This is a genomic window from Clostridioides sp. ZZV14-6009, assembly GCF_020658095.1.
Taxonomy (GTDB): Bacteria; Bacillota; Clostridia; order Peptostreptococcales; family Peptostreptococcaceae; genus Clostridioides.
The window spans coordinates 90234-117045 of record NZ_JAGWDG010000001.1; the positions used below are offsets into that span (position 1 = coordinate 90234).

Here is a 26812-nt window from a genome sequence, read left to right on the forward strand (position 1 = left end):
TAAAAATTATGGATAAATTAACATAATATATTAATAAATCTATAATATGTTGGGATGTTGAAAAATCAATAATTAGCTATCGTAAAAATTTATGAGTATTTACATAAGGAGGAAATATGTCAGTTGAAGTAAATAAACCAAGCATTTGGAAAAATTTCAAAGTCTTAATAATACTCTTTGTAGCAGGAGCCTTTATATATGCTTTACCATATTTAAAAAATTATTATTATGATACTTTTGCACAAGCATTTAATCTTACAAATACACAAATGGGTAGTTTAGGAAGTATTTATGGTTTACTTGCAATGGTATCATACCTTTTTGGTGGTTTCTTAGCAGATCGTATTTCAGCCAGAAAGCTACTTTCAGGTTCTTTAATTATTACAGGAGTATTGGGTCTTGTATTAACACTTTATCCTCCATATACTATTGTATTTTTAATCCATGCTTTATGGGGAATAACAACAATACTTACTTTTTGGCCAGCGCTTGTAAAAGCTGTTAGGATGTTAGCCTCTGAAAATGAACAAGGAAAGGCTTTTGGATTTATGGAAAGTGGTCGTGGAATTACCAATGCAATTCATTTATCTCTAGTCTTAATATTATTTGGATACATTTCATCAAAAGTAAGTGATAAATCTGGTCTTACAGCTATTATAGTGTTGTATTCAGCTATAAATGTAATAGTTGGATTATTAGTATTTTTTAAGTTAAAAGATAATGAAAAAGAGGTATCAGCCAAATTTGATAAAGAAGCTTTCTTTACAGTAATAAAAATGCCTCATACATGGATAATAACAATAATAATGTTTTGTTCATATTCAGCTAATATGTCATTTTACTATTTTACGCCATATTCAACTGAAGCATTTGGAGCAACTGTAGTATTTGCATCTGCAATATCAATATTAGCTCAGTATTGTAGACCAGTAGCATCAGCAGCCTCTGGATTACTTGGAGATAAAGTTGGTTCATCAAAGATTATATCTTATGGATTTATACTTATGATTGCAGGACTTTTAGGTGTAATATTTACACCAACAAAATCTTCTATGATTTATGTACTATTGATTGGATGTGTTGCAATATATGTATCTATGTATGCCATTCAAGGTTTACACTATTCGTTACTTGAAGAAGGTAATTATTCACTATCGATATCAGGAACTGCTATAGGTATAGTTGCTACATTAGGATATCTTCCAGAAGTACTTTGTCCTCTAGCAGCAGGAAAGATATTAGATGCATTTCCAGGTGTAACTGGATATAAGTACTACTTCATAGTTCTTACTATAGTAGCCATAATTGGATTGGTGTTTACATTTATATGGATGAATATGACTAAAGAAAGACGTAAAGAGCTTATTGAAATGAATAGTAAGTCAAATGAAAATACTACTAAAGTTAGTTAATATAATACACTACTATTTGGGCTAGCATTATAATTTAATTTACATTGAAATTTGCAAATTTCTATATGTAAACTAAATTAATATTGCTGGTCTTTATTTTTCTATTTTAAGAATATTAACCTCGAAATCTAAATATAATTTAATAAGATTAGATGTATAGGAGGAATAATATGAATAATAATATATACGAAGATATATCCAAAAGGACTCAGGGGGATATATATATTGGAGTAGTGGGACCTGTAAGAACAGGAAAATCAACTTTTATAAGAAAGTTTATGGAAAAGTTGGTTATCCCAAATATAGACAATGAGTTCAAAAAAGATAGAACAAGAGATGAGATACCTCAAAGTGGTTCAGGCAAAACTATAATGACAGTAGAACCAAAATTTGTACCAGCAGATGGTGTAGAAATTAAAATAAAAGACACAGTATCTTTAAAAGTGAGAATGGTAGATTGTGTTGGATACATAGTTGAAGGAGCTTTAGGTCATGAGGAAGGTGGAAAGCAAAGATTAGTATCCACTCCTTGGTCACAAGAAGCTATGACATTTGAGAAAGCAGCAGAGATAGGGACTAAAAAAGTTATAAAAGACCATTCTACAATAGGAATAGTTGTCTTGACAGATGGTTCAGTTACTGGTATTGACAGAAAAAGCTATGTAGAGCCAGAAGAGAGAGTTATACAAGAATTAAAAAATCTTAAAAAACCATTTGCTGTGGTTTTAAATACATTAAGTCCTAGAAGTGAAGAAACAAGTCTGCTTAGAAATGAATTAGAGGAAAAATATGAAGTTCCAGTTCTTCCAATGAATATAGTTGAAATGGAAGATGAGGATATAGAAGAAGTTATGGAAACTGTACTATATGATTTCCCACTTACAGAAATAAGAATAAACTTACCTAAATGGGTGGAAGGTCTTGAGCGAAATCACTGGATAAAAAGCAGTATAATAACAACATTAAAACAGAGCATTATAGACATAGGTAAAATAAGAGATATAGAAGGAATTATGCAAGGTTTCTCTGAATTAGAGTTTTTAGATGATACAGGTGTTGACCATGTGGAGTTAGGAGAAGGTGTCATAAATATTGACTTACAAACAAAGCAAGATTTATTCTATAATGTCCTTGAAGAAAAAAGTGGATTTAAAATTGAAGGAGATTATCAATTGCTTAGCCTGATAACTAGATTATCTAAAGTTAAAAATGAGTATGATAAGATAGAAAGTGCTTTAATGGATGCTAAGATAAAAGGATATGGAGTAGTAGCACCTTCTTTAGAGGAACTTAGCTTGGAAGAGCCAGAAATAATGAAACAAGGAAAACAGTATGGTATTAAGTTAAAAGCTAATGCACCATCACTTCACATTATAAAAGCAGATATATCTACAGAAGTTTCTCCTATAGTTGGAAATCAAAATCAAGGTGAAGAGATGATAAAATATCTCATGGAGGTATTTGAAGAACAACCAGCAGATTTGTGGGAGTCAAATATGTTTGGTAAGTCACTTCATGATTTAGTAAAAGAGCAGCTTCAAAGTAAATTATATACTATGCCAGAGGAAATAAGAGTCAAGATGCAAAAGACTCTACAAAAAATTGTAAATGAAGGAAGCTCTAATATTATAACTATTTTATTATAAAAATATAGCTACTTGTTAAAGTAAAAGATTTGTTTACTTTAACAAGTAGCTTTTTATTTATAAAAGTTGGTAAAAATATTTATATAAATTGACAATAAACACTATTTATGGAAAAATTATATTGAGAAAGTACATTTTTCAACATTACTATACTAAAACTAAAAAAATTCTAGAGGTGTAAGGTGAAAAAATCGGAGATATTTATTTTTATAAATTTAGTAGTGATATGTTTTATGATTTTTCCAAATAAAGTTTTTGGACAAGAAGAAAATTGTCTAGAAGATTTTAAAAAATGGGTTCAAGAAAATAAAAACAGTACTGAAGATATTGTTTATACTCTACCCTGCGATATGGTAATAGATAAAGAGTTTAGATTTTATATTCCATATGGAACTAATTTTACAATAGACACTAATACGCATAAAGTACTAATAAAAGACCAAGGTAATTTTATAGTTGAAGATAATGAATTGAATATAATAGGAGAGGGCGGAAAAGATGGAGTAATACATGTGGAAGAGGGAGGAAAGTTAGGTATAGGTATAGACAATATAATTGCTACTAATGGAACTGCTTTGTATGTTGAAGAAGGAGGTATTTTAAATTTTAGTTGTTACTATCAAAATGTTGGAAAGATAAAAGCAAACGGAAATGATGCTATAGGAATTTATTCTGGAAATAATATTAGGGTTCCATATAGAGATATAGAAGTAAGAGGAGAAAATGCTATAGGAATCTATTGTAAGGGTGATGTTGAGTTGGAAAGTACATCAGTAAGAGCTTATGGCAATGATAACGAAAATAGATTATTAAAAAATTTATATAAAACTGCGCAATCCATTGTATCAGAAAGTAAAAATATTTATATAATTAATGATGATAATGAGTTAATACCTGCTATCTCAAACGATTCTGGTTACAATATTATAGAATGTTCTGCCAGAGGTATTTATGTGTTTGATAAGAAAATACAAGTATGCAAAGAAGATAAAATAGAAGATATAAATTTTCCGAAGGATGTTTTGATACAAACTTCTAGTGGCACTAATGTTAAGATAGATATGGAATGGGATATTTCTGATTATTATGAAAATTTAGTAAAGGGGTATGACTTCAGTATAAAAGGTAAGTTCAAAGATGAAGATTTAAATCTAAAAAAAATAATATTAAATGATGATGTTGTTCCTACTTTGGATGTACATATTGTGGAAAAAAAGCCAATAGATAATTTAAGTTTTGATTTTCAAAATACACGTTATGGATATTTAGCCATATTGGACTATGATATGCCATATAATGCAAATAAAGTTTTTGTTGAATACTCAGAAGATGGAGTCAATTGGATAAGTGAGGAACAAGAAGATATCAGTGAGCAGGTAATTCTCTTCTTTGAGGATTTTAAATTACGTTGTTTTAGGATAAAAGTAGAAGGAGGATTTAGAGATGGATATTCAAATATAGTACTAAAGCCTGGATTTGTAATGGATGGAGGAGAAGGACAAATAACACCAGATGATGAACAAGAAAACGAAGATATCGATGGTGACCGTGGAGGAGGAGGTAGAGATGACCCAGATAGAGATGACAGTGGGCTTATTATGGATAAAAATAATGATAATAAAAATGATGATGCTGATGAGCAAAGACCTGAGGATTCTGACAAAATCATTGAATCTAATGATAAGGAAAAAGATAATAAGCCACATCAAGACGAAAAAAATATTAAGATTGATAAAGAAAAAAACAATATAAATAATAAAGACAATAATATTAAAAATAATACTTTAATTATAGAAAACAAATTTGAAAATAGCTTAAAAGAAAAATTAATATATGCGTATAGTGAAAATGAGAAATCTTCTAAAAGTGAATCTAATTATGAGAATCTACCAAATAGAGAATATATTTCTAATGGTGACAAGACTAATAAGAAGATAAATCTTACTTCTAAACCCTATAATAAAATTCAAAACTCTCATAGTGGAGTTATTATTGGTATTGGAATTGTTACTTTAATTATGATAGGCTCAATGATAGCAGTAAATCCAAGTATTATAAAATATATTCGTAAATTTATAAAATTTAAATAATAAAATGAGTGAAACTATTTTAAAGAAATTGATGTTATTTGAGAAAGGAATTAGTAGGATAAAGATATGAATAAAAAAAATAAAGCTTTTATTTTTATAAATTTGTTAATTGTGATTTTTGTACTTTTCCCAAATAAGAGTTTTTCACAAGAAAGTAATTGTCTGAATGATTTTAAAAGTTGGATTTTGAAAAATGAAGATAACAGTGAAAAAATAGTTTACACTCTTCCTTGTGATATGGTAATAGATGATTATTTTGAACTTAATATTCCATATGGAACTAAGATTACAATAGATACTAATAAGTATAAGATACTCATAAAAGATAAAGGGAATTTTTTTATCAATGGGAATGAACTAAATATAGTTGGAGAAGGTGAAACTGAAGGTGTAATTCATGTAGAACGAGGAGGAAAGCTAAGGATAGGAATAGACAATATAACTGCTTTAAATGGGACTGCTTTATATGCAGAAAAAGAAGCTGATTTATTTATAGATACATATTATGGTGAGGTTGGAAACATAAAATCAAGTGGAGAAAACGCTATAGGAATTTATTCGGAAAATGATGTTAGAGTAGACTGTAAAACAATTGAAGTTGATGGAGAAAATGCTATAGGAATTTATTCTAAGGGAGAAGTCGAAATAGAGGATACTTCAGTAATTGTTAATGATGATAATAAACAACAAAGTATAGGAGTAGGAAGTAACTCTAAAAAAGGAAAATCAATTGTATCAGAGACTAAGAATGTCTATATTATAGGAGACCAAAATATGATAATGCCAGGTATACCTCGAGATGATGATTATAATATTATAAGGTGTAATCGTAGAGGTATTGGAGTCTTTGAAGAGGAAATAATGATAACAAAAGAAGATAAAATAGAAGATTTAAAATTCCCTCAAACTGTAACTTTAAAAACTTCTAGTGGAAAGTTTGTAACGTTAGATGTAGATTGGGATTTATCAAATTACTATACTGATTTAAATAAAGATACAGAATTCATAATAAAAGGAAAATTTAAAGAAGAACATCTAAATGAAAAGAATATAGTGCTAAATGATAATGTTGCTCCTATTTTATATGTTCATATTACAAATAAAGGACCTATAAATGATTTAGAAGTATTTTTTATAAACTCAAGAAAGGGTTATTCAGCTCTTTTCGATTATAGTATGCCATATAATGCCAAGAAGGTATTTGTAGAATATTCTGATGATGGTATAAATTGGGTAAGCAAAGAATTAGATTATATTAGCAACCAAGCTACACTTAATTTTGAAGATTTTAAGTTGAGATGCTTCAGAGTAAATGTAGAGGGTGGATTGAGAGACGGATATTCAAATATATTTTTAAAACCAGGATTTGTGATAGGTGGAGGTAGTGACCAGATGACACCAGAAGATGACCGAGACGTTATTATCGATGGAGGCGACCGTGGAGGTGGTGGTAGAGATGACCCAGATAGAGATGACAGTAGCAGTAAAAATGAGGGTAATAACAATGAAAATAAAGAAGATAATAATGACGAAAATAAAGAAAATAATAATGACGAAAATAAAGAAAATAATGACAGTGCTAGTAATGAAAATAATGATTCTAATGGAGGAAAACAAAATGTTCCAGAAGATAACATAGGACCAAGTGCTGGTGGTGTTGATGATAAAAATCATCAAAATAATAAAGAAGATGCCAATATAAATAGTGATAAAGAAAATGATTATGAGGATAAAAATAAATTTAATAGTAAAAATTTAATGCCAGAAGATGATAGAAATTATAATTTAAAGCAAAAATCAGTATTTAGCAATAATAATCAATATTTCTCCTATAGGAATGTTTTTGTAAACAAAAATCAAGAAATAGATAATGTAAAGTTAGGAGTAAATAATTATGATGAAATAGCAAATTACAATGAGAATCTTAAATCTATATCTAAAAAATATAATTTAAATAGAGAGATTTTCTTTTTACTTTGTATATTAACTCCAACTATGATTGTTTCTATATTAGTTGTAAATCCAAGTGTAAGAAAAAATGTAATAGAATTCATACAAATAAAAAAATAATTTTTAAAAAGGGATTATTTAGTAAATTATAAAGTTGATAAATAATACCTTTCAGTATTATGAAAACTATATATTACTATCAATAAAAGGATATATAATATACAGTTTCGTTAAATAGTATAAAAATAATAGAATATTGAAAAAAAATTGACAAATGAATGTATAGGTATTAAAATATATTAAATATATACATAAAAAGTGATTTACCAACAAATAAATGAAATATATGTTAACAACTAGTTCAATTTGTAAAAATGTAAGATTTATAAAAAAATTAAGGGAGGATATTATTATGAGAGCAATTTTAACAGTAATTGGGAAGGATAAACCAGGTATAGTAGCAGGCATTAGTGATGAGTTATACAAACAAAATATTAACATAGTAGATATTTCACAAAAAATACTTCAAGAATATTTTACAATGATTATGGTAGTTGATTTAGAAAAAGCATTAAATTCTTTTGAGCAAACAGTTGAAGATTTAATTGAAAGAGGAAAGAAATTATCAGTAGATGTAAAAATTCAAAGAGAAGAAATATTTAATTCAATGCATAATCTGTAGCAAACAGTAAGGAGAGGTGATAACAGTGAATGTAGGAAATATACTTGAAACAATCAAGATGATAGATGAAGAACAGTTAGATATAAGAACTATAACTATGGGGATTTCATTACTAGATTGTATAGACCCTGATGGAGATAAAGCGAGAGAAAAAATATATAATAAAATTATGAATTCTGCTAAAAACTTAGTAAAAGTTGGTAAGGATATAGAACGTGAATTTGGTATTCCAATTGTAAATAAAAGAGTATCAGTAACTCCAATCTCTATTATTGCAGGTGCAACAGATGAAGAAGATTATGTGAAATTTGCACAGACATTAGATAGAGCAGCAGAGGATTTAGGGATAGACTTTATTGGTGGGTTTTCAGCATTGGTTCAAAAAGGATATACAAAAGGTGATAAGATATTAATTAAATCAATCCCAAAAGCTTTAGCAAGTACTAATAAGGTATGTGCTTCAGTAAATGTAGGTTCTACAAGATGTGGTATAAACATGGATGCAGTAAAAGAAATGGGAGAAATTATAAAAGAAACTGCAGAAATGACAAAAGATGCAAAAGGTTTTGGTTGTGCAAAACTAGTAGTATTTTGTAATGCAGTAGAAGATAATCCATTTATGGCAGGCGCATTCCATGGTGTTGGTGAAGCAGATAGAATTATCAATGTTGGTGTAAGTGGTCCTGGAGTTGTTAAGAGAGCTTTAGAAAAGGTAAAAGGAGAGCCATTTGATGTTGTCGCAGAAACTGTTAAAAAGACAGCATTTAAAATTACAAGAGTTGGACAACTTGTAGCAAAAGAAGCTTCTAATAGACTAGATGTTCCATTTGGAATAATAGACTTATCATTAGCTCCTACACCTGCAATTGGAGATTCTGTAGCAAATATATTAGAGGAAATGGGTCTTGAAGTTGTTGGTACTCATGGTACTACAGCAGCATTAGCCCTTTTAAATGATGCTGTTAAAAAAGGTGGAGTTATGGCATGTTCACATGTTGGAGGACTTAGTGGAGCATTTATACCAGTATCTGAAGATGCAGGTATGATTGATGCTGTTATTAAGGGTGCTTTAAGTATAGATAAACTTGAAGCTATGACTGCAATTTGTTCTGTAGGTCTTGATATGATAGCTGTGCCAGGAGACACTACAGCAGGTACACTTGGAGCTATGATAGCTGATGAAGCAGCAATAGGTATGATTAATAATAAGACTACAGCAGTTAGAATTATACCAGCACCAGGATGCGATGTAGGTGATATGGTCGAGTTTGGAGGTCTTTTAGGACGAGCACCAGTAATGCCTATAAATAAAAATTCATCTGAACTATTTACCCAAAGAGGAGGAAGAATTCCAGCTCCTATACATTCATTTAAAAACTAAGTACATTTACATATCTAGTGTAATTTAAGAAAAAATAGTTTTCTATTTAGAACAAAGTCTAGATTAAAAAATTATAACTAAGAATATAAATTTAAAATTAATTATTTGAATTAAAGCAATAATAAAGGGGATGTCTCAAAATAAAAATTTGAATCATCTCTTTTTTTGTAAAAAAACAGAGAAAAGCAATTTAAAAATATTGTATGTGATGCTGGATATGAAAGTTAAGAAAACTATAAGTATTTAGAAGATCAAAACCTTAATTCATATATTAAACCTGCAAATTACAAACAAATTAAAAAGCATAGCTTTAAATCCTATAGTAGGAAGAAAAGAGAAGATGAAATATGATTCTGAATCAGATGTATATACTTGTGCTAATAAGAGACTTCTTAGACCTATATATCTGAAAAAGAGAACGAATAAAAGTGGATATACATCTGAAGTACAGGTGTATGAATGTGAAAGCTGCAATGACTGCTTTTTATGTAGCAAATGCTTTAAAGGTAAGAATAATAAAAAGATTGAATATTCTTGAATTTAACTAAACTTAGGAAGCGTAGTCAAGATAATATTAAAAATAAAGTAGGAATTTTGCTTAGAATGAATTACTCTATTCAAGTAGAAGAAACTTTCGGTGTTACAAAACAAGACTATAAATGTAAGAAATTAATATTATCTATTGGCGTTAGCCTTTGATATTTATAAATTGCATAATCGAATACAAAAATATAGATTCAGAAAACACTTATTTGAAATAGCTATGTAGTTAATTTTTTATACATATGCTTTATTTCTTGTTCTCAAATTTACTCAGTATTAAAATTTAAGATACTAATTAAAAAAGGAGTTAAACTTAAAATTTGATTAGAAAAAAATCAATTTTGAGATAACTCCTGTTTTCCACTTAGTTAATATAAAACACTAATTCAAATCTAGTATTTTCAAAACTTTCAATCACACAAAGCACTGAATTATGAGTAGTGTTTTTGATATTTAAAAAAACACCTTGTAAAACAGTATTTCCAATTCGTACAGCGTTTATTTTCAAAATATTGCACACTGCATATTATATATTCATTATATCGTATTTTATCTAGCAAAAATCTAGATTTATTAAATAAACTAAATATAAAGAACTAAAATTATTTAAATTTATATATACATTTTTTATTTAGTTTTAGATAAAGAAACAGAGAAATTTGAAACTATTTTGTTTTGTACGTATTCACTATAAGACTAGAGTAGAAAGAAGAAAAAGTAATGGAGGGAAGAAACTACTCACATACTACTTAGTTAATATAAAAAGAATACTCTTTAAATAAAACAATAGAAAGACCTTCATTTACATACTACTTAGTTAACATAAAACCTTCCAGGTAAATTTAATGAATTTATCTTACCTGGTGAATTTACATACCACTTAGTTAATATAAAACTTGGATAGGCTTTACAACAAGCATATGCTAATAATTTATTTACATATCACTTAGTTAATATAAAACCCTAATTTAAAATCATTATTTTCTTAAATATCATACACTAAATATTTATTATAACATATCTTATATTGAAAAAATTTTCCATTTATTGAATAAATAAAATAACTTATATAATAAATTATATATACACTTTTTATTTTAGATAAAAAAGTAGAGCAGTTTGAAACTACTCTATTTTCCATCTATTTTGAAAAATATAGAAAATAAATATGAAATATGATTCTGAATCAGATGTATATACTTGTGCTAATAAGAGACTTATTAAAGTTACATATCTAAAAAGAAAACAAATAAAAATGGATACATATGAAGTACAAGTGTATAAATGTGAAAGCTATAATAATTGCTTTTTACGTGGAAAATGCTTTAAAGGTAAGAATAATAAAAAGATTGAATGTTCTAAAGTTTTAACTAAACTTAGGAAGCGTAGTCAAGATAATATTAAAAATAAAGTAGGAATTTTGCTTAGAATGAATCACTCTATTCAAGTAGAAGGACATTTCGGCGTTACAAAATAATACTACAAATGTAAGAACTTAATATTATCTATTGGCGTTAGCATATGATATTGATAAATTGCATAATCGAATACAGAAAAGAAAATTTGGAAAATACTTATTTGAAATAGCTATGTAATTAAATTTTTTTAAGATACATATGCTTTATTTCTTTTGCCCAAATTTCCTCAATATTAAAGTTTAAGATATTAATTAAAAAGAAGTAATAAAAAATAACATATAAAAATTCAAAAAAGGAGTTAAACTTAAAATTTGATTAGAAAAAATCAATTTTGAGAAAACCCCTTTTATTTTGAATTTTAAATTTAATAATATTTTCAAGTAATTAAGTAAAACATTTTAAAAAATTTAAAAGTTATTATATTTAAATATTAATAAGTTATATCAACCAAATAAAAAACTAAATTTAAAAAAATAAAAATCTATCTAAATATTTAACACACATAATAATCATAAACAAATATAAAAATAAAACGCTTGCAATTAATAAAATTGCCTACAATATAAAACTCTATCATTTAAAATATCAACTTAAAATATTAATTTATAAATCTTATTGTTTTTAAGCAATTTCTTCTTCTATATCAGTACCACGTATTTCATCAGCAGTAAGAACTTTAAAAGTACTGAATATTTTTGAGCCTAAAAATCCTGCGACTACATTAAATAAGGCACACAATCCAGCTGTTATAAGTACTTGATTAACTGGATTATAGGCAAACATTATAGCAAATCCAGCTACAGGAGTAGCTGTACCTGGTGTCATATTTACAAGCCCCATCAAAGCTACAACGATACCAGAAAAAGCGCCTCCAAAGAAATTAGTACAATATATAGGTATTGGATTTGCCGAAATTATATCTGATTGAGTCAGTGGTTCAATAGCGACAGATATAATATCTTTTTTAGATCCTAACTTCAATCTTGCAAATAGTGTTGAGTTCATAAAAGCTGAACCAAAAGCACCTAATGCTCCTATTGCCATAGGAAGACCAGTAAGACCAATTATAGATGTAAGCGCCATTGAACTAAGTGGAGATGTACCAACTACTGTTATTAAGCCTCCTAATATAATTCCCATCACTATAGGACTAATATTAGTAGCCTCTATTAAAACTTGTCCAATTTGTAGTAGTGTACTATTAACTAATGGGTCTACATTTGATGCTATAAGACGAGATAGTGGTGCACATAGAAGGATTACTACTACTAAATCCACTCCAGGTGGTACCTTTTTCTCTATAAACTTAATCAAGAAAGAAACAAAGTACCCAGCAACGAATCCAGATAATATAGAAAAATCTAAACACGATAATCCTATTAGAACTGCATAAACTGGAGATACACCAAGAGCTAAAGGTACAAGTATAGCAGCAGCAACTCCACCAAGGCTACCATTAGCGGCCCCAACACTTCTAAAAAATTCCATACCTAAAACGTCGCCAAGTAAAGAAAGGTTGAATGCCTCGACTAAGAAAGTAGCACAAGCAGCACTTGCAAGAGCTCCCATAGCTTTCATACCATATGGAGCTTTGTAACTAAAAATTGTGAAACAACATAGAACCAATAAAAGTAAACCTGTTCCTAATAAAATTTCTGACATAAGAAAATCCTCCTTGTATTTTTTTTAGGACATAAACTTTTGTTTATGATAACGTTATCCTAATGTGTAAATAATTAACTAATTAATGACAACAGAACAAAAGTAATTTTAAATTTTAATTGGTTTTATATTGTATCTAAAAATAAAAATAACTATAAAAGTATATAAAGCAAGTTTAAAATGTAAGTTAAACTTATACTTTATAAGATAATTATATATAAATAATACAATCTTGTATAGGAAGATTGATAAAAAATAAATTTAATATGAAAAAAAACAATTATTATCATATAAAAAAGGAATAAACCTTTTTTAGAAGAAGTATTTATAATGAAAGTAATTTTATAGGGGGAGAGTATTTGAAAAAGGTTAAATATACCAGATTAGTGATACTTGGTATTCTTATATATTTAGTGTTTAATATCTTAGTAATGATTATTAGTAAGAATGTAGATACAGTAGTATTAAAATCTGAAGTAGTCGATGCAAAAATTAGTACAGAAGGTACTTTAGAAAAAGACTTTAATGACCAGAGTAGTTTTTTATCAATATATGTTGATAAAGAAGATTCTAAAAGCTTTAAAAAAAATCAAGATGTCATAATTGAATATAACAAACAAAAAATAGATGCAAAAGTTTACAAAATATATAAAAATAATAATAAAATAATGGTAAAATTAAAAATAAGTAACCAAATTATTGGAAATCAGGATACAAGTGTCGAAGAATTTGATATAATATATAATCAGATGGAATGTTTAAAAATACCTAAAACTTCTATAAAAACAAAAGACAATAAACGTGGTGTATATGTAATTGATGAACAATCACAAAGTGTAAAATTTGTCATACTAGAAGGGATAACTTATGAAAATGAATCTTCTGTATTTGTGGATTATTATAAAAATGACATAAATGGAGTTAAAAGTGTTAATCTATATGACAAAATAATTTTAAGACCTAACAGAATAAACACAAATATAAGGATAAAGTAGGTGATAATAATGGGTTCTGTTAAAGAGAATTTATCTAAAGTAAGAAGTAAAATTGATGAAGTCGCAAAAAAAGTAAATAGAGATAGTAAAGAGATTACTCTTCTAGCAGTTACAAAAACTGTTGATGTAGATTTAGTTAGTGAAGCAATGGAAGAAGGAATTACTTCTGTTGGTGAAAATAAACCTCAAGAATTAGCTAGAAAGTATGATATTATAGGTGACAAACTAAATTGGCATTTAATAGGAACTTTGCAAACAAATAAAGTTAAGTACATAATAGATAAAGTCTGTATGATACATTCTTTAGATAGAATCGCGTTATGCGAGGAAATTCAAAAACGGGCTGAGCAAATAAATAGAGAAATAGATTGCTTAGTACAAGTGAATATATCTAAAGAAGAATCTAAACATGGACTTGACAAAGGAGAAGTTATAGATTTTGTCAAAGAAGTGTCAGAAAAATATAAAAATATAAAAATAAAAGGTCTAATGACAATGGCACCTTTTGTAGCAGATGAAGATGAAATAAGAGGTGTATTTAAAGGTCTTAAAGATTTATCAATACAAATAAAAGAATTAAACATATCTAATGTAGGTATGGATGTTTTATCAATGGGAATGAGTCACGATTATGAAATTGCTATAGAGGAAGGGGCTACCATTGTTAGAGTTGGAACATCAATCTTTGGAGAAAGAAATTACAATAAAAAATAATTACTCAAATCTGAATAAATTCTAAGGAGGAAGTTAATAATGTCAAATGGAATAATATCTAAATTTAAGAACTGGATAGTTGATGAAGATGAAGATTATATTGAAGATGAATATGAAAGTGGTATGGACGATATAGTTCAAGAGGAAGAAATAAATGGAGGATTTAGTGCTGCAAAAGCAAATAAAATTGTAAATTTACATACAACTTCTCAAATGAAAGTTGTAATAGTTGAACCTAAAGTTTATGATGAAGCTGCAACTATAGCAGACCATCTAAAACAAAGAAGGGCAGTTATAGTGAATTTGGAAGGATTGACTAATTCTGAAGTTCGTAAATCTATATTTAATTTTATGAATGGAGCGGTTTATGTTTTAGATGGAAGTATACAAAAGGTTTCTAAGTCAATATTTATACTAGCTCCTAATAATGTAGATATAGATGCAAATATGAAAAAAGAATTAGAAAGCAAAGCATTCTTCCCTTGGCAAAATAAATAGTAAAAAGGCGGTTAATGTATGGGAACAATAAGAATTGCACTGTATTATCTTTTAGACATAATAGCATGGATGATAGTTATAAAAAGCTTGATGACTTGGTTTCCAAATGGAAGACAAAGCAAAATTTTTGAGATTTTAGAAAATCTTACAGAGCCAATAGAAGGTCCAATAAGGTCTATAATGTACAAATACACAAATGGGCCGATAGATTTTTCTCCTTTAATTGCAATAGTATTATTGATGTTCCTAAGACAATTAGTATTGGTTATATTCTAAGGTGATAACATGGACAAATTGAAATTGACAAATCACATAAAGGATATAGACTTGAAAAATAAAATGTTTAAAGTAATAGACAAGGCTAATAGTTGTATAAAAAACTATGATGTTAAGTCTACTGAGTTTCTTAATCCATATGAAGTGAGAAATGCTGTAGATATATTAAATTCTACTAATGAAATAAAATACAGTGTGGATGGAGGTTACGAACAAGCTGAAAGAAGCACTGTATTTATTTATCCATTTTACATGGAATATGAGGATATAGAAGATACTCTTAGATTTTTACAGATAGAAGGAAATTTTAAATTTAAAAGTATATCTCATAAAGATTATTTAGGAGCAATTTTGAATCTAGGTATAAAAAGAGAAAAAATTGGAGATATAATTATACATGATAGTTTTTGTCAAGTAGTTGTAAGTAGTGATATTTGTGATTTTATAATCATAAATTTAGAGAAAGTTTCAAGAAATAGTGTAATTGTAAAGGAAATTTCCAGAGAAAATATTGTTAATAGTTCTTCAAAATATAAGGAAGTATCATTTACAGTATCTTCAGATAGGTTAGATTGTATCATAAGTAGTCTTTACAATATATCTAGGCAAGATAGTGCAAAATACATAAATGGAGAAAAAGTCCATGTCAATTATGAAAAGATAACTTCAACTTCTAAAATAATTAAAAATGATGATTTAATTTCTATTAGAGGTAAAGGAAGAGCTAAAGTAACACAAATAGGAGATATTACTAAAAAAGGAAGAATAAAAGTTCAAGCAAAATTAATTGTATAAGGACTAATTAAAATTATAGCTGGGAGGAAATGTAATGCTAACTCCAATTGAGATAGAAAATAAAGAGTTTAAAAAAGGTTTAAGAGGTTATAGAGATGAAGAAGTTGATGAGTTTTTAGATATCATCAAAGAAGATTATGAATCTCTGTGTAGAGAAAATACAGCTCTTAAAGAAAAATTAGGATTATATCAAGACCAAGTAAACAAATATGAAAATATTGAAGAAACACTAAAAGCTACTTTAATAACTGCTCAAAGTGCAGCAGAAGACACTTGTAGTGCAGCAAATAAAAAAGCTAAGATAATCGTTGAAGAAGCAGATTTAAAAGCTAGACAAATTATAGAACAGGCTAATAATCGTGTTATAGAGATAAGAAAAGAGTACGATGCTTTAGTTAAAGAATTTAAGATATTTAGAAATAAATTTAAATCATTGTTAGAAGATGAAATAAGAAGTGTCGATGAGATTTTTTATGATGTAGATGAAAAATGTGTAAATGCATTTGAAGGTACATCAGTGTATAATTATAGTAATGATGAAGCTGCTACAACTTTAGAATAAACAATAATCTTACTGGATTTTAGGTAGAATTATTGTTTAAGTTTGAGAATACTATAACAAAAACTAAAAATAGGATAAAAATACAAGAAAAATATAAATTATTATATTTTTCAAAAATATATTGACTATTCAAATTATTTGTTATAGAATTTCATATAAACACAGATAAATTTTTAAAAGCGTTGATAGAGACAATTATCTTTAGATAATTTTACAGAGAATTGGGTATGCTGAGAACCAAGGAATTTATAAAGATGAGAATCACTCTTGAGCTGCAGGCTGAACGATTAAACTTTATTAAGCTGTGCCGGTTAGTGCCGTTATACTATTAGAGTGTTATATGTGAGTATTGTTAAGTTCACATATAGAATTAGGGTGGTAACGCGATTGATAACTCGTCCCTTTGTTTAAAGGGGACGGGTTTTTTATTATTCAAATTTATGTAAAAGAATAAAAACTTTGGAATTATAATAACTGTAAGAAAGGGTGATTTATATGGCAAAATTTAAGCCATTGGTGGACAGTTCTGTAAAACAAGCAGAAGCACAAGTTTTTGACTATTGGAAAGACATAGATATACTTGAAAAAACTCTAGAAAAAGGTAAAGACGACCCAAGTTTTGTATTTTATGAAGGACCTCCAACAGCTAATGGAAATCCTGGAGTACATCATGTTTTATCTAGAACACTTAAAGATTCTGTTTGTAGATATAAGACAATGTCTGGTTATCAAGTAAAGAGAAAAGCTGGTTGGGATACACACGGATTACCAGTTGAAATACAAGTAGAAAAAGAATTAGGTCTTACTAGCAAGCAACAAATAGAAGAATATGGAATAGCTGAATTTAACCAAAAATGTAGAGAGTCAGTTTTCTCATTTGAAAAACAATGGAGAATAATGACTGAGAGAATGGCTTATGAAGTTGACTTAGATAATCCATATATAACTTTAGATAATAACTATATAGAATCTGTATGGTGGATACTTAATAAATTCAATAAAGAAGGATATATCTATGAAGGGCATAAAATACTTCCTTATTGCCCAAGATGTGGAACTGGTCTTGCTAGTCATGAGGTTGCACAAGGATATAAAGAGGTAAAGACAAATACAGTTGTAGCTAAATTTAAGAAAAAAGATGCTAATGAATACTTCTTAGCATGGACGACTACTCCATGGACTTTACCATCAAATGTTTCATTAACAGTAAATGCTGATGTTGATTACTTAAAAGTTAAAAAAGGTGATGAGGTATATTATGTATCTAAACCTTTAGCTAATAAAGTATTAGGTGAAGACTATGAAGTTTTAGAAGAAATGAAAGGTAAAGATTTAGAAGGATTAGAATATGAACAATTAATGCCTTTTGTAGAAGTTGATAAAAAAGCATTTTTCATTACAGTAGGAGATTATGTAACTACTGAAGATGGTACTGGAATAGTTCATACAGCACCAGCATTTGGTGAAGATGACTACAATACAGGTAAAAGATACGATTTACCAGTTGTACAGCCAGTAGATGAAACTGGTAAATTTACAGCTACTCCTTGGGAAGGTAGATTTGTAATGGAAGATGGGCTAGATGTTGAAATAATAAAATGGCTAGCTTCTGAAAATAAACTATATAGTAAGGAAAAAGTAGTTCATAATTATCCACATTGTTGGAGATGTCAAACTCCACTTGTGTACTATGCAAAACCAAGCTGGTATATAGAAATGACTAAGCTTAAAGATAAATTAATAGAAAATAATAATGGTGTAAAATGGTTCCCAAGCTTTGTAGGTGAAAAGAGATTTGGAAACTGGTTAGAAAATCTAAATGATTGGGCAATATCAAGAACTAGATATTGGGGAACTCCACTTCCTATATGGAGATGTGAATGTGGCCATACAGATTCAGTTGGTTCAAGAGCAGAATTAGCTGAAAAAGCTGTAGAAGATGTAAACCCAGAAACTGTAGAACTTCATAGACCATATGTAGATGATATACACTTAAAGTGTGAAAAATGTGGAAAACCAATGACAAGAGTAACAGAAGTTATAGACTGCTGGTTTGATAGTGGAGCTATGCCATTTGCACAACACCACTATCCATTTGAAAACAAAGAAAACTTTGATAAACTATTCCCAGCTGATTATATATCAGAAGGTATAGACCAAACTAGAGGTTGGTTCTACTCATTACTTGCAGTATCAACATTTGTATTAGGAAAAGCACCATATAAGAGTGTCTTAGTTCCAGACCTTGTACTTGATAAAGATGGAAAGAAAATGAGTAAATCAAGAGGAAATACAGTAAATCCTATGCAGTTGTTTGACCAATATGGAGCAGATGCACTAAGATGGTATTTACTATATGTTTCTCCACCATGGACTCCAACTAAATTTGATATGGATGGATTAAAAGAAATCCAAAGTAAATTTATAGGTACTATGAAGAATGTATATAACTTCTTTACTTTATATGCAAATACAGATGATATAAATCCAACTGAATTCTTTGTAGAATACAAAGATAGACCAGAACTTGACAGATGGATACTATCTAAATTCAATAATTTAATGAAAGATGTAGAAGAAAACTTAGAGATATTTGAATTAAATAAAACTTTAAGAATGATACAAGATTTCATAAATGATGATTTATCTAACTGGTATATAAGACGTTCAAGAAGAAGATTCTGGGCAACTGAATTAACAGAAGATAAAAAAGCTGTATACAATACAACTTATGAATTATTACATGGACTTTGCAGAGCTATAGCACCATTTGCTCCATATATGTCAGAAGAAATGTATAGAAATCTAACTGGAGAAGTATCTGTTCATTTAGCTGAATATCCTAAGTTTAATGAGAGTCTAATTGATACTAAATTAGAAGAAAAAATGGATTTAGCTAAGAATCTAGTTACTTTAGGTAGAGCTTCAAGAGAAGTTGAGAGAATAAAAGTTCGTCAACCGTTACAAAAAGTATTAGTAGATGGTAAGTTTGAAGATACAATAAGTGATGTAGTTGATTTAATAAAAGAAGAACTTAATGTTAAAGAAGTAGTATTTGCTAAAGATTTGGATGAATATATGAACTTTAGCTTAAAACCAAACTTTAAAGAAGCAGGACCAGTATTAGGTGCTAAGATGAACTTATTTGTAGGAGCATTAAATAAATTAAATGCACATGAAACTGCTAATAAACTTGAAAATGGTGAAACTTTAACAGTTGATTTAAATGGTGAAGCTTTTGAGTTTAATAAAGACTTAGTATTAATAGGTATAACTGCTAAAGAAGGATTTAATGTATCTGTTGAAAATAATCTTTTCGTTATATTAGATACTAAATTAACTGATGAGTTAATTGATGAAGGATATGCTAGAGAATTTATATCTAAAGTACAACAATTGAGAAAATCTAGCAATTTTGAAGTATTAGACAACATAGTAATAGATTACTGTGGTGATGATGAAATTGCTAAGGCTGTTGAGCATTTTAATGAATACATCAAGTCTGAGACTTTAGCTTTAGAAATAAATAGAGTGGATGATAAATCTTTAGAAGAACAAAACTTAAATGACCATATGACAGGTATAAAAGTTACAAGAAAATAAAAAATAATAAGTTGTTAATTAAGAGCCCTATAGAAATTTATTTGTAAATTTCTATAGGGCTTTTTTTAAAAAGATAGCTTATTTCTTTATTTAATTAATTGCTTTAGTAGACTAATGATTAAATGTTTTAATATTCCAAAATTTACAATAAATAAATTTATATAAATCATATAAATTATTTATAGCATATGATAAAATGTTAGTGAATAAACGTTTAAGTGAGGATGAATAATATTTTAGAGTTAACTACTTCTGGTAAATTTATTTTTGAATTTATTGTGCATTATGCAGGGTAGTTTATTTATTATGCAAAGGGGTGCGTTTTGATGTATGGTGAAAGCAAAAAACTAAGTATTGATAATAACATATTTTTGCAATATGGTCTTATTATATTGGGAATGATTTTATCAACCATAGGAATAAATTTATATCTAGCACCAGCCAAGTTGTTAAGTGGAGGAGTAGCTGGAATTTGTGTTATATTATATAAGTTATTTGGTATAAATCAGGGATTATCTAGTTTTTTGATGAACATACCGATATTTATTATAGCTAAAAAGTATTTTGATAATAAATTTTTGTTAATAAGTTTTGTCAATATGTTGCTATTTTCTGTTGCACTTGGGGTAACACAAGATATTGCTAAATATTTTCCTATAAATGATACTATGCTGCAGTGTATTTATGGTGGTGTTTTAACTGGTATAGGTATGGGGTTAACATTTAAAGCAAGAGCTACTGCTGGAGGACTTGATATAATAGCAGCTATAATGAAAAGAAAGTATGATATACCAATGAAAAATACATTTTTATTTATTAATTTTTTTGTAGTATGTGCAGGTGCATTTTTATTTGGAGCAAAATTGGTAATGTACACTCTAATTACTATGTATATAATTTCTTTTACAATGGATATAGCAAAAGATTGCTTCGATAGAAAAAAATCTATACTCTTAATATCAAATAGATATGAAGAAATATCAAAAGTAATAATGAATAAGATGGGTAGAGGCGTAACTTTTTTAGAAGCAGAAGGAGCATATACGCAGAATAAGAAAAAAATGATTTACTGTATCATATCTGCAAATGAAGTAGGTAAATTTAAGGATTTAATTTATGATATGGATAGTGAAGCTTTTATTTCTGTAAACAATGTAGAAGAAGTAAAAGGTGGAGGTTTTAAAGATAAATTTCTATAAGATATAAGTGTTAAAAAATACCATATATCTTGTTATTGTACCTAGTTAGATGTATACTGTAACTAATGGGGCACATGAAGTGCTCAATAATATACTAGGAGGTATAATAATATGTTAAGAGAAAGATTTGTAGTAAGAAATCATCATAATCCACATGCAAATGGATGCTGTGGAACTGGAGGAGAAGGATGTTGTGGAGGAGATAGCAATCAACATTCACATGAACATTCTCACAGTCATGGGCATGAACATGAGCACGTAAACGGTGTAGGGCATGACCATAATCATGATGATGGATTTTCAGGGACTCATGAGCATGGGCATGAACATACACATACACATGGGCATGAACATTTAGATGGGCATACACATCAACATAAATAGAAATATTTTAAATTAATAAAATGATTTTTATTTTGTGATTCCATGAAGGTTTAAATAAAAATTATTCATAGCAAATAAAAAAGTGAACTGTTTAAAGTAAAAAACTTTAATGGTTCACTTTTATTAATTATTAAAATATTAAGTTTAAATCCAATGATTAACTAAAAAAGAAGCAATATTTTCATAAGGTATTTTTTCTGTTTTTAACAAGCTTTGGACAACCAAACCATCAACTATAGACATAAGTAAAAAAGAAAAAGATTCAGCATCCTGTTCATTTTCATCACCACTATATTTTTCAAGGGATTCAATAATTTCAGATTTAAGGGTAGTTCGCCATTCAATATATTTTAATCTCATTCTTTCTTTCAAATCATCATTTGAAGTAATAGCCTCACAAATAAGATACATATGTACTCTACCACGACTTTCTATAGTAGATATTTTTTCTAGTATTAAGTTGACCATTTCTATTTGAGAATTTTTGGATTTGACATTTTTTACACAGTTTAATATAGCACTAGTTATAACTTCTAAATGAGTATCGGCAATGTCATATATAATATCATTTTTAGATGAGTAGTGATAATACAATGTACCCTTACTTATATTCACATCTTTTGCAATATCAGCAAGACTAGTATTTTGAACTCCATTTTTGGCTATTAAATTAGTAGCAGATAATAAAATAGCCTGTTTCATATTATTTGTTTTCATAAAACCTACCTTTCTATGTATATTTATAACAAATTAATAACATTATAAGCTTATAGAAAATTATTGTCAATAAAGCAAGAATCTATATCTATTGACTTTTTTTAATTCAAAATATAAAATAATAATTAAATCGGTCGTACGACCGACTGAATAAACAAAAACAATATATTATAGTGAGGTTAATATGGATAAAATAAAATTGATAGTAGACAGTGCATGTGACTTACCTAATCATATAATAGAGAAATACAATATTGAAGTTATTGGTTTAAATGTATCTTTTGGAGAAGAGAGCTATATATCTGGGAAGGAAATAGATAATGAAACTTTCTACAGAAAAATGGATGAAAGTAAATTATTGCCAAAAACATCATGTCCTTCGCCAGATAAGTTTTTAGAGGCATATCAATGTGAAGAGGAAAGTATATTAGTAATTAATATAAGTTCAGGATTATCTGGAACTTATAATAGTGCACTTTTGGCAAAAGATATGTTCGAAAAAGAAGGAAATAATAAAAAAATCGAAATTATAGATTCACTTAGTGGGTCAATTGGCATAGGACAATTAATATTAAAAGCGGCAATATTAATAAAAGAAGGAAAAGAACTTGAAGAAATTGTTTCAATAATAGATAGATATAAAGACAATCCACCATTTTATGGAACTCTAGAGACGCTAGAAAACGCTATCAAAGGAGGGCGAATAAATCCAATAGCAGGAAAAATTATAAATACATTAAATTTTAAGGCTATAATACAAGTTGCAGATGGGATTGTAACTCCAATAGATAAGGCAAGAGGTGAAGGGAATAGCTTGAAAAAACTGATTCAGTTAGTAGAATCAAAAATTATAGATAAAGAAGATAAGGTTTTATTTATAGGACATGCTAACTGCCCTGAAAAGGCTCAAAAAGTAAGAGAAGCTATGGAAAAGGATGTTAAATATAAAGATGTTGTAATCTGTGAAGTTGGTTCAGTAATGGGAACATATACTTCAAAAGGTGCAATTTTGATAACTGCAATATAAATAATAAATTAAAAAGTTAAAGCTGTATAAAAATGAATAAAATCATTTTTATACAGCTTATTTTGATGTTACTAAGTTAATCTTATAATTAACCAACTACACATATTTCTTTGTCATATTTGTTTAGTATTTCGCAACCATCTTCAGTAACTAGTACTAAATCTTCTATTCTAACTCCAAACTCTCCTGGTAAATATATACCTGGTTCTATAGAGAATATCATTCCTGGTTGTACAGTATCTGTATTTATAGAAGATACATCTCCCTTATCATGAACTTCAAGTCCTATAGAGTGACCTGTTCTATGAGTGAAGTATTGTCCATATCCTTTTTCAGTTATGTAATCACGAGCAGCTGCATCTATATCACAGAATCTAACTCCTGGTTTTACAATAGCTTCAGCTCTCTTATTGGCTTCAAGAACTATTTCAAATATTTCTCTACCTTTTTCAGGTATTTCTTTATAGAATACAGTTCTTGTCATATCAGCACAATAGTTATCTTTTATGCAACCTATATCTAATATTATTGCGTCACCTGGTTTTACAAGAGCATTTCCTGGTTCTCCATGTGGATTGGCTCCATTAGGACCAAATCCTATGATAGGGTCAAATGAAAATCCATCAGCACCTAAGTCTTCATATATTTTAGATAATTTACCAACAAGTTGTTTTTCTGTAAGTTCACCAGAAACAGTAGCTTTAAGTTGTTCCATACCTTTGTCATTTAATCTTGAAGCTATTCTCATTAATTCTTTTTCTTCTTCATCTTTACACATTCTTAAAGTATCTATTATATAAGATGAGTTTACAAATTTGCTTCCTCCACCTGATTCTATTAAGCTTAATAAGAATCTAGCTGGCCAGTTTTTGTCAACACCCATAGTAGCATTTTTGTCTACATGTTCAGTTACTATTTCTATTGGATTTTGAGTATCATTAAACCAAACCATTTCAACACCTAAATCTTCTGCAACTGGGAATAATTCATTTATAAATAATTTATTATTACCATTTAAATTTAGGTATAAAGCTAGTAGTCTTTCACCTGGGTGGATTAGTAATCCTGTTAAATAAAATATTGAAGTAGGATCACTTACCAACATTTGAGAAATATCATCTTTTTTCATTTGTTCAAGTACAGCATTTAATCTTTGAGTCTTCATAATAATTTCCTCCTAATCAAAATTCGATACAAATCAATTTTAGCACTATTAAACAAAAATTAGTATACTTTTCTTCTAGAAATATAAAAAATTTTTAACATATATCTTTTATATTAAATTTAATTCCTCATTTTACATTAAAAGAAAAGTAAAATCAGTTTATATTGTGAAAATTTTATAAAAATAATAACTTGAATAAGTAAAAATATATATTTGAGATAGTTATATAATTATGAAAATTAATAAAAAAATTTTTATATTAAAATAATATTGAAACAATTTTAAAAATTTAGTATCATTAAAGAGAAAGTGATGGAACTTTCAAAATTTATCACTTTTAGTAAATTTTGATTTCAAAATATCTAAATTTGAAGTATAAATATTTCTATTTAAAGTATTTTATAGGTTAAATTGAAGTATTTTATAGGCTGAATCTATCTTAACAGTTATGAAATCAATTTTTAATTAATAAAGAGAGGGGAAATTATAATAGGATGGAAAAGAAAAAAATAGGCCTATGGAGTTTGGTATTTATGAATGTATCAGCTTTATATGGTATAAGATGGATAGCTAAGTCGACAGCGTCAAGCTTCGGTTTAGGATTAGGTGCAATACCTATGTGGTTATTATTCTCATTTATATATTTCGTACCAGGAGCTTTAATTTGTGCTGAATTAGCTTCTACATACCAAAAAGGTGATGGAGGTTTATATGATTGGGTTAAGGAAGCCTTTGGAGAAAAATATGGATTTTTAGTTTCTTGGTTAAACTGGACAGCTAAAATATTTTGGTATTCTTCATTCCTAACTTTTTTAGCAGTAAATGTTTCTTATACAATAGGAAATCCAGCACTTGCAGATAATAAGATATTTGTACTTATATTATCTTTAGTAATATTCTGGGTATTATCTATTATAGCAACTAAAGGAATAAGTTTTACAAAAATATTCACTAATACAGGTGCATTAGGTTCAACAATACCAAGTGCTATACTTATAATATTTTCATTTTTAGCAGTATTAGTATTGAAAAAACATGATATAGCTTCAACATATACAATAGCTTCAATGACTCCAAAACTTAATATGGATGCATTTGTTGCTATATCAGCTATAATGTTTGGTTTAGCAGGAGCAGAAACTGCAGCTAACTTTATAACAGAAATAGATAAGCCTGAAAAGAACTTCCCTAAAGCTATATTAATATCAGCTGGAATAGTTGCTTCATTATATGTATTAGGTTCTATTGCAATAACAATGATAATACCACCAGACCAAATTACTGCTTCTAAAGGTGTATTAGATGCACTTGCAGCTGTTTGTGAATCTTTAGGAATAGGTTCTTGGTTAGTTCAATTGATAGCTTTTGGTATAGCTTTTTCAATATTAGGAGCAATAGTTCTTTATATAGCATCACCAATAAAAATGTTATTTGGTAGTGTTAAAAAAGGAGTATTTCCAGATAGTTTGGTAGAAGTAAATAAACATAAGATACCTTCTAAAGCAGTTATACTTCAAGCAATAATAGTTACTATAATATTATTGGTGACTACATTAATGCCTTCTGTTGATGCTATATACAATGTTCTTGTAACTATGACAGCATTAACTGCATTATTCCCATATGTGTTGTTATATGCTTCTTATATTAAACTAAGAAAAGAGAGACCAGATGAAATTAGACCATATACTATGGCAAAATCAACAAGTACTTGTATAGGTTTAGCTAAAATGGTTTTAACTGTAACTGTAGTTGGTATATTGTTATCAGCAGCACCAGTTATGCCTACATTTGCTGAAAATATCATATATGAAATAGAAATGATTGGTGGAGGTCTTCTAGTTATCTTATCTGGTCTATGGTTATGGAATAGATACGAAAAGAGATCAGCTAAATAAAAATGTATTTTAAATATATATTTTGGATATTATTATATATATAGTTGACAATTTATATCATAAGGAATATTATAAAATAAAGAAATTAATAAATTAAATCCTGAGATAAGAAAGAGTAAATAAATAGACTTTTACACAGAGAATTAAGGGTGCTGAGAGCTTAATAAAAAGTGTTTATTGAATGGGTCTTTGAGG

The 26812-nt window shown here is 28.1% G+C and carries 22 protein-coding genes and 2 other annotated features (1 of these 24 running past the window's edge); of the genes, 19 read left to right on the forward strand and 3 right to left on the reverse strand.

The annotated features are described in order from the left end of the window. The first annotated feature begins 116 nt into the window (after positions 1 to 116). From KGF36_RS00395 to KGF36_RS00430, 8 genes are all read left to right on the forward strand, one after another. A complete protein-coding gene (locus KGF36_RS00395) occupies positions 117 to 1412 on the forward strand; it encodes an MFS transporter (RefSeq protein WP_227839456.1) in 1296 nt (431 codons plus the stop codon). Positions 1413 to 1582: 170 nt separating this feature from the next. Beyond that, positions 1583 to 3058 (forward strand): stage IV sporulation protein A, encoded by a 1476-nt coding sequence (gene spoIVA, locus KGF36_RS00400; RefSeq protein WP_227829157.1) that lies wholly within the window; start codon positions 1583 to 1585, stop codon positions 3056 to 3058. Positions 3059 to 3240: 182 nt separating this feature from the next. After that, a complete protein-coding gene (locus KGF36_RS00405; protein ID WP_227829156.1) occupies positions 3241 to 5148 on the forward strand; it encodes a hypothetical protein in 1908 nt (635 codons plus the stop codon). Positions 5149 to 5214: 66 nt separating this feature from the next. Beyond that, positions 5215 to 7218 (forward strand): hypothetical protein, encoded by a 2004-nt coding sequence (locus KGF36_RS00410; protein WP_227854502.1) that lies wholly within the window; start codon positions 5215 to 5217, stop codon positions 7216 to 7218. Between the two features lie 292 nt (positions 7219 to 7510). Beyond that, the gene (locus KGF36_RS00415; RefSeq protein ID WP_227432440.1) at positions 7511 to 7780 is read left to right on the forward strand and encodes an ACT domain-containing protein; all 270 of its coding nucleotides are present in this window, start codon (positions 7511 to 7513) and stop codon (positions 7778 to 7780) included. 25 nt (positions 7781 to 7805) lie between these two features. Then, positions 7806 to 9161 carry a PFL family protein gene (locus tag KGF36_RS00420; protein ID WP_227829154.1) on the forward strand — a complete coding sequence of 452 codons (1356 nt, stop codon included), beginning with the start codon at positions 7806 to 7808 and terminating at the stop codon, positions 9159 to 9161. A gap of 340 nt (positions 9162 to 9501) precedes the next feature. Then, positions 9502 to 9699 (forward strand): transposase, encoded by a 198-nt coding sequence (locus KGF36_RS00425; RefSeq protein WP_227829153.1) that lies wholly within the window; start codon positions 9502 to 9504, stop codon positions 9697 to 9699. A 1173-nt stretch (positions 9700 to 10872) separates the two neighbouring features. After that, positions 10873 to 11181: a transposase gene (locus KGF36_RS00430; protein WP_227829152.1), complete on the forward strand. Its 309-nt coding sequence runs from the start codon at positions 10873 to 10875 to the stop codon at positions 11179 to 11181. Between the two features lie 562 nt (positions 11182 to 11743). On the opposite strand, the gene KGF36_RS00435 is transcribed toward KGF36_RS00430, so the two are convergent. Then, complete coding sequence (locus KGF36_RS00435; RefSeq protein WP_227829151.1) at positions 11744 to 12784, reverse strand: PTS sugar transporter subunit IIC; 1041 nt, start codon at positions 12782 to 12784, stop codon at positions 11744 to 11746. A 359-nt stretch (positions 12785 to 13143) separates the two neighbouring features. Here KGF36_RS00435 and KGF36_RS00440 point away from each other — a divergent pair, with 359 nt between their 5' ends. The 9 genes from KGF36_RS00440 (at position 13144) to KGF36_RS00480 (ending at position 21810) form a co-directional block, all read left to right on the forward strand. Then, a complete protein-coding gene (locus KGF36_RS00440; protein ID WP_227829150.1) occupies positions 13144 to 13779 on the forward strand; it encodes an HlyD family efflux transporter periplasmic adaptor subunit in 636 nt (211 codons plus the stop codon). Between the two features lie 9 nt (positions 13780 to 13788). After that, complete coding sequence (locus KGF36_RS00445) at positions 13789 to 14493, forward strand: YggS family pyridoxal phosphate-dependent enzyme (RefSeq protein ID WP_227829149.1); 705 nt, start codon at positions 13789 to 13791, stop codon at positions 14491 to 14493. A gap of 39 nt (positions 14494 to 14532) precedes the next feature. Next, positions 14533 to 14991: a cell division protein SepF gene (locus KGF36_RS00450; RefSeq protein ID WP_227829148.1), complete on the forward strand. Its 459-nt coding sequence runs from the start codon at positions 14533 to 14535 to the stop codon at positions 14989 to 14991. 18 nt (positions 14992 to 15009) lie between these two features. Continuing rightward, positions 15010 to 15267 carry a YggT family protein gene (locus KGF36_RS00455; RefSeq protein WP_054274603.1) on the forward strand — a complete coding sequence of 86 codons (258 nt, stop codon included), beginning with the start codon at positions 15010 to 15012 and terminating at the stop codon, positions 15265 to 15267. A gap of 9 nt (positions 15268 to 15276) precedes the next feature. Further along, positions 15277 to 16062 (forward strand): RNA-binding protein, encoded by a 786-nt coding sequence (locus tag KGF36_RS00460; RefSeq protein WP_227829147.1) that lies wholly within the window; start codon positions 15277 to 15279, stop codon positions 16060 to 16062. Positions 16063 to 16096: 34 nt separating this feature from the next. After that, positions 16097 to 16624: a DivIVA domain-containing protein gene (locus KGF36_RS00465; protein WP_227432447.1), complete on the forward strand. Its 528-nt coding sequence runs from the start codon at positions 16097 to 16099 to the stop codon at positions 16622 to 16624. A 173-nt stretch (positions 16625 to 16797) separates the two neighbouring features. Continuing rightward, positions 16798 to 17030, forward strand: a binding site (T-box leader). Positions 17031 to 17119: 89 nt separating this feature from the next. Further along, positions 17120 to 20227: an isoleucine--tRNA ligase gene (gene ileS, locus KGF36_RS00470; protein WP_227829146.1), complete on the forward strand. Its 3108-nt coding sequence runs from the start codon at positions 17120 to 17122 to the stop codon at positions 20225 to 20227. 326 nt (positions 20228 to 20553) lie between these two features. Continuing rightward, positions 20554 to 21426: a YitT family protein gene (locus KGF36_RS00475; protein WP_227829145.1), complete on the forward strand. Its 873-nt coding sequence runs from the start codon at positions 20554 to 20556 to the stop codon at positions 21424 to 21426. A gap of 111 nt (positions 21427 to 21537) precedes the next feature. Next, positions 21538 to 21810: a hypothetical protein gene (locus tag KGF36_RS00480; RefSeq protein WP_227829144.1), complete on the forward strand. Its 273-nt coding sequence runs from the start codon at positions 21538 to 21540 to the stop codon at positions 21808 to 21810. Positions 21811 to 21954: 144 nt separating this feature from the next. Here the strand turns inward: KGF36_RS00480 and KGF36_RS00485 are convergent, their stop codons facing one another. After that, complete coding sequence (locus KGF36_RS00485; protein ID WP_227829143.1) at positions 21955 to 22527, reverse strand: TetR/AcrR family transcriptional regulator; 573 nt, start codon at positions 22525 to 22527, stop codon at positions 21955 to 21957. Between the two features lie 184 nt (positions 22528 to 22711). Between KGF36_RS00485 and KGF36_RS00490 the strand changes: the two genes are divergently transcribed. Continuing rightward, a complete protein-coding gene (locus tag KGF36_RS00490) occupies positions 22712 to 23554 on the forward strand; it encodes a DegV family protein (RefSeq protein ID WP_227829142.1) in 843 nt (280 codons plus the stop codon). 88 nt (positions 23555 to 23642) lie between these two features. Here KGF36_RS00490 and KGF36_RS00495 read toward each other — a convergent pair whose 3' ends face one another. Next, positions 23643 to 24719 (reverse strand): M24 family metallopeptidase, encoded by a 1077-nt coding sequence (locus tag KGF36_RS00495; RefSeq protein WP_227432453.1) that lies wholly within the window; start codon positions 24717 to 24719, stop codon positions 23643 to 23645. A gap of 494 nt (positions 24720 to 25213) precedes the next feature. Here KGF36_RS00495 and KGF36_RS00500 point away from each other — a divergent pair, with 494 nt between their 5' ends. After that, positions 25214 to 26617, forward strand: a complete 1404-nt coding sequence (locus KGF36_RS00500) for an amino acid permease (protein ID WP_227828094.1) — start codon at positions 25214 to 25216, stop codon at positions 26615 to 26617. A 93-nt stretch (positions 26618 to 26710) separates the two neighbouring features. Further along, positions 26711 to 26812 (forward strand) — a binding site (T-box leader) (it continues 139 nt past the right edge of the window).

Excerpts from the sequence above, each read along its gene's own strand:
- KGF36_RS00465 (WP_227432447.1), top strand. The coding sequence starts at position 16,097 with ATGCTAACTCCAATTGAGATAGAAAATAAAGAGTTTAAAAAAGGTTTA.
- KGF36_RS00495 (WP_227432453.1), bottom strand. The coding sequence starts at position 24,719 with ATGAAGACTCAAAGATTAAATGCTGTACTTGAACAAATGAAAAAAGAT.
- KGF36_RS00460 (WP_227829147.1), top strand. The coding sequence starts at position 15,277 with ATGGACAAATTGAAATTGACAAATCACATAAAGGATATAGACTTGAAA.
- spoIVA (WP_227829157.1), top strand. The coding sequence starts at position 1,583 with ATGAATAATAATATATACGAAGATATATCCAAAAGGACTCAGGGGGAT.
- KGF36_RS00430 (WP_227829152.1), top strand. The coding sequence starts at position 10,873 with ATGAAATATGATTCTGAATCAGATGTATATACTTGTGCTAATAAGAGA.
- KGF36_RS00395 (WP_227839456.1), top strand. The coding sequence starts at position 117 with ATGTCAGTTGAAGTAAATAAACCAAGCATTTGGAAAAATTTCAAAGTC.
- KGF36_RS00435 (WP_227829151.1), bottom strand. The coding sequence starts at position 12,784 with ATGTCAGAAATTTTATTAGGAACAGGTTTACTTTTATTGGTTCTATGT.
- KGF36_RS00410 (WP_227854502.1), top strand. The coding sequence starts at position 5,215 with ATGAATAAAAAAAATAAAGCTTTTATTTTTATAAATTTGTTAATTGTG.
- KGF36_RS00450 (WP_227829148.1), top strand. The coding sequence starts at position 14,533 with ATGTCAAATGGAATAATATCTAAATTTAAGAACTGGATAGTTGATGAA.
- KGF36_RS00500 (WP_227828094.1), top strand. The coding sequence starts at position 25,214 with ATGGAAAAGAAAAAAATAGGCCTATGGAGTTTGGTATTTATGAATGTA.
- KGF36_RS00455 (WP_054274603.1), top strand. The coding sequence starts at position 15,010 with ATGGGAACAATAAGAATTGCACTGTATTATCTTTTAGACATAATAGCA.
- ileS (WP_227829146.1), top strand. The coding sequence starts at position 17,120 with ATGGCAAAATTTAAGCCATTGGTGGACAGTTCTGTAAAACAAGCAGAA.
- KGF36_RS00445 (WP_227829149.1), top strand. The coding sequence starts at position 13,789 with ATGGGTTCTGTTAAAGAGAATTTATCTAAAGTAAGAAGTAAAATTGAT.
- KGF36_RS00490 (WP_227829142.1), top strand. The coding sequence starts at position 22,712 with ATGGATAAAATAAAATTGATAGTAGACAGTGCATGTGACTTACCTAAT.
- KGF36_RS00425 (WP_227829153.1), top strand. The coding sequence starts at position 9,502 with ATGAAATATGATTCTGAATCAGATGTATATACTTGTGCTAATAAGAGA.
- KGF36_RS00475 (WP_227829145.1), top strand. The coding sequence starts at position 20,554 with ATGTATGGTGAAAGCAAAAAACTAAGTATTGATAATAACATATTTTTG.
- KGF36_RS00480 (WP_227829144.1), top strand. The coding sequence starts at position 21,538 with ATGTTAAGAGAAAGATTTGTAGTAAGAAATCATCATAATCCACATGCA.
- KGF36_RS00415 (WP_227432440.1), top strand. The coding sequence starts at position 7,511 with ATGAGAGCAATTTTAACAGTAATTGGGAAGGATAAACCAGGTATAGTA.
- KGF36_RS00485 (WP_227829143.1), bottom strand. The coding sequence starts at position 22,527 with ATGAAAACAAATAATATGAAACAGGCTATTTTATTATCTGCTACTAAT.